Here is a 4187-nt window from a genome sequence, read left to right on the forward strand (position 1 = left end):
CACCCAGCTCACCGGCTGCCTGCGGATCGCTCAGCGAGAGGAAGCCAGCCAGCTGGCCGTAATCCTGGCGCGTCATGGTCTGCGAAGCGGCGAAGCGAGCCAGCAGGCTGCCATCCTCGGTGAGGTTGAACTTCAGATTGAAGCTCGGCAGCAGCTTGCCGTAATGGGTCTTGTAGTAGTTCCAGTACCAGCCACCCGAACCCGAACCGTCGGTCGCGCACGGATACCACGGCGAATTGCACATCTGGCCGCCGTGCGAGGTCTCCTGGATGGAAGCCGCGGTGTAGCCGATGTTTTCGCTGGTGGAGACGTAACGCACGCCCGCGTTGCCGCTCCAGCGATCGCCGCTGAAGTTGGCCTGGAAGTAGGCGGCGCTGTTGTCTTCCTTCATCGAATAGATGTCATTCGGATAGAAGCGCGAAGCCGGGCCGCTGCTGGCACGGTTGGCGTACTGCGCGTTCAGCTCCTTGAGCTGGGCCGGGGTCCAGTACCAGATGTTGCTTGGCATCTGGCCCACGCCCAGGTCGCTGCCGAAGCTGCCCGGGTAGTTCTGGCTCGATGCCGGCCACAGCGGGGAGTTGGTGCCGAAGTCGACGGCCGAAGCCCAGTTCGGACCCTGGCCCACGGCGAACGGGCTGTCATGATTGTGACGCGAAACGCGACCGCCGAACTGCAGGCTGGACAGCGGGCCGGCGTTGTCGAAGTCGTACTCGCCGTCGGCCTGGAACCAGCGCTCCTTGTCGACCACATGGATGCCCTGGTCGCCGAAGATCCAGTCGAGGCCGACCTGTGCCGGGTTATAGGCGTTGTTGCTGCCGCTCATGCCCCAGTTGGCGGGCTTGCCCAGGCCGTTCATCGCATAGAAGGCGCTGGAGCCGTAACCCGTGTCCATCTCCATGATGTCCTGGGTCGGGGTGTTGCCGGTGCCCTTGGTCCAGCCACCCTGGAACTTGAAGGTCAGGTGGTCGGTGGCCTTCCACTCGGCGTCGAGCGTGTAGTACTGGCTGGACTCGCTTTCGTCCGGACGCGAGATCATGTCGTAGATGCCCTGCGACACGCCCGGCTGCGCGGCCAGGTTGGCGGAGGTCATGATGTTGTCGTTGATCGACACGCCCGACAAGGTGGAACCGGGCAGACGGTCACGCAGGCGCAACATGTAGTTGCGGTTGTAGTCCGTGGCGTTGAGGTGCGAGTAGAACGCGTTGAAATCGAAGGTCAGGTTGTCGAGCGGCTTCCACTCGACGTCGAGCAGGCCACCCTTGCGCTTGCGCTCCTGGGTGAACAGCGCGGCGCCCGGCAGGTTGGGATAGAACACGCCCGTGCTGCCATGGCCCTTGTCGGTCAGGCCCAACTGCGTGGCAGCGGCCGAACCGGACGGGATGTACGAATAGCCCAGCATTTCCTGGCCATTGCGCTGCAGCTCGCGATCTTCGTAGAAGGCCTGCGCCATCACGCCGAAGGTGTTGTCGTTGTTCTTCCAGTTCACCAAGCCGCTGAACTGCGGCTTGGTGTCGCCCGGCAGGTCGGAGTACACGCCGCCCACCTGGCCTTCGGCCGAGAACGGCTTGTCGAACTCCAGCGGCTTGCGCGTGATGATGTCGATGGAGCCTGCGGCGCCGCCTTCGAGCTGGTTGGCTTCCGAGGACTTGTGCACCACCACCTGGCTGACGACTTCCGCCGGCAGCATGGCGTAGCTGACGCTGCGGCTGCCGCCGCCACCGGTGATGAACCAGTCGCCCGAGGCGATCGCGTGGCCGTTGACCGTGGTCAGCGTAAGCGACGGGGCACTGCCGCGCAGGCTGGCGCGATCGGATTCGTCGAAGCCGCCTTCGGCGCCGGCGGCGTCCGAAATGTTGACGCCCGGGATCTGCGCGATCGTGTCGGCCACGTTCTTGGCCGGCAGCTTGCCGATGTCTTCGGCGGAAATCACTTCAACGTGCGATTGCGCCGCCTGCTTGGTGTCCAGCGACAGGGCCTGGGTGTTGCGGATACCTGTCACCGTCACGGCGCTCAGGTCCTTCACCTTGGTCTTGTCGGCTTTGTTCTGGCTGCTGTCCTGTTCGCCGGAAGCCGGACCCGTCTGGGCGGCCTGGGCATTGTCGGCGGCGAACACGGCGCCGGACAGACACAGGCCCGCGATGATGCTTGCTGCTAGCAGAGTCTTGCGATGTGACATGGTTTCCTCCCCTCGAAGGCGTTTCTGCAGCGGATGCATGTGGGTCGTCCGGCTGCGGCGTGGCTGTCTGGGCTTGCGCCCGGTTCAATGCAACGGTGAAGCGGGTTTACTGCGTCCTACCCCGGTCGTGCTGGCCGTCCAGGTACATGCCGGCCGCGCCGATAACCCCAAGCTGGCCGTGTTCCATCAGTCGTACGGGAACCTGCTGCAGGAAAGGGCGCATCACGCCCTTGTTGAAGAAGCGCTCGCGAAAGCGGCTTGCCAACAGCACTTCGCGGATCTGCGGCAGGATGCCGCCCGCGAGGAATACGCCGCCGCGCGCGCCATAGAGCAGCGCGAGGTCGCCGACAAAGCTGCCGAGCAACGCGCAGAACACGTCGAGTGCTTCCACCGCCGCGGCATCGCTGCGCGCGAGCGCCGCCTGCGTCACCTGGCTGGGCAAGCTGAGCATGGCGGCCTGGTCGCGCAGCACGCACAGCGCGCGATAGAGGTTGAGCAAGCCGGGGCCGGACAGCGCGTGCTCGAACGACACATGCGCGCGATCGCGCGCGAGGTAGCGCAGGATCTCGATCTCCCGCTCGTTGCCCGGCGCCAGCGCGATCTGACCGGCTTCGGTCGGCAGCACGGTGGCATGCGGCTTGCCCGGCAACAGCACAGCCGAACCCAGGCCCGTACCCGGGCCCATCACCAGCACCGGACCGTCTACCTGTGGTGCCTCGGTCTCGATCACCGGCGTCGTATCGGCGTGGCCCAGGAACTGCGTGGCGTACGCCACGGCTTCGAAGTCGTTGATCACCGCGAGCTGATTGATGCCCAGGCTGTCGCGGATGTCGCGGATGGACACGGGCCACGGGAGGTTGTCGTTGACGATGGCATCGCCCAGCACGTAACCCGCGCTCGCCACTGCGCACGCGTCCACGTGCACGCTGCGGTCCAGCTGGCTCACGAAATCCTTGAGCACCGCGGTGAGGCTCGGCCAGTCGGCACACGCATAGCGGTGGTACTGCAGCACCGTCACCGGCCGGACGCCGTCCGGCTGATGGCTCACCAGACCGATGCGCGCATGCGTGCCTCCGACGTCGGCAGCGAGAAACATGGCTTCTTGCGCCACCAACTCGCGCACGCTGTGGCTGATCCCATCGACCACTACGGTCCCCTCGTCATGCTCATGTCACGTTCGTGTGAACGCCCCTATGCCGAGGAGTCTGGGTAATGGCTGACAACGTTGTCAATAAACCCCATGGCACATAGGAAAATGTCCTATGTTGCAGGGCAACACATAGACCACTGCGGTGGCGCCGTGCCCGTGCTCGCGATGCGCCTAAGTACTCGTATATAAGCCATTTTCTTGGAGCCCATTGAACTCGCAAGTCGTTTCGCAACGCGCCACGACAACGATCATCATGCATGACCCCTATGGGTCATTGAGGGTATCGCACGGGGGGAAAATCGGCCGCGAGCGAGCGGATCGAAATATGAAGCATCCGGCGCGCCGGGACACAGGAATGCATGCGAGGACGCACAGGGATGCGTCGCAACTCACGTCTCATGCACGACCGCTCCCGGCACGGCGACGCCCTGGCATCGCAGGAACACGGCAAAACACGGCATCGACGCATGGCTCGTCCGTTTCGCGTTGTTTTGCGGGTCCGCAAACACCATGGCTTCTGCAACACTTCACCCGTGAAACACGTTCATTTGCCACGCCAACGCATGACGCCTTGCGCGCCCGCCCCCAACGCGGCGGACGCGTGCCCGCCATGCCCCTGACGAACGTGCATATCGAAACACTCGCCGAAGATGCCTGGCTTCTGCGCTTCGGCAACGACATCGACGTCGAGATCAATGCACGCGTACATGGCGCTGCCGCCCAGATCGGCGCGGCGCTGCCGGACATCGAATGCGTGCCGTCGTACGCCAGCCTTCTGCTGCGCTTCGATCCCCGACACTGGACGGACACGCAAGGCCGTTTCGCCGGCCACCATCTTCGCGATGCCATCGACAGTGCATT

Annotated in this window: 3 protein-coding genes; 1 reads left to right on the top strand and 2 read right to left on the bottom strand. The window is 64.4% G+C overall.

Features of this window, described 5'->3' with window-relative positions:
- Nucleotides 1–2176: TonB-dependent receptor (locus VFG49_RS03650; protein WP_324858150.1), on the bottom strand; the 2176-nt coding region annotated here is incomplete at its 3' end.
- Nucleotides 2177–2282: 106 nt separating this feature from the next.
- Nucleotides 2283–3323 carry a glucokinase gene (gene glk, locus VFG49_RS03655; protein WP_324858151.1) on the bottom strand — a complete coding sequence of 347 codons (1041 nt, stop codon included), beginning with the start codon at nucleotides 3321–3323 and terminating at the stop codon, nucleotides 2283–2285.
- Nucleotides 3324–3936: 613 nt separating this feature from the next.
- Here glk and VFG49_RS03660 point away from each other — a divergent pair.
- On the top strand, nucleotides 3937–4187 hold a 251-nt coding region (locus VFG49_RS03660; RefSeq protein WP_324858152.1), incomplete at its 3' end, for a carboxyltransferase domain-containing protein.

This window comes from Dyella sp., from assembly GCF_035685885.1.
Classification (GTDB): Bacteria; Pseudomonadota; Gammaproteobacteria; order Xanthomonadales; family Rhodanobacteraceae; genus Dyella.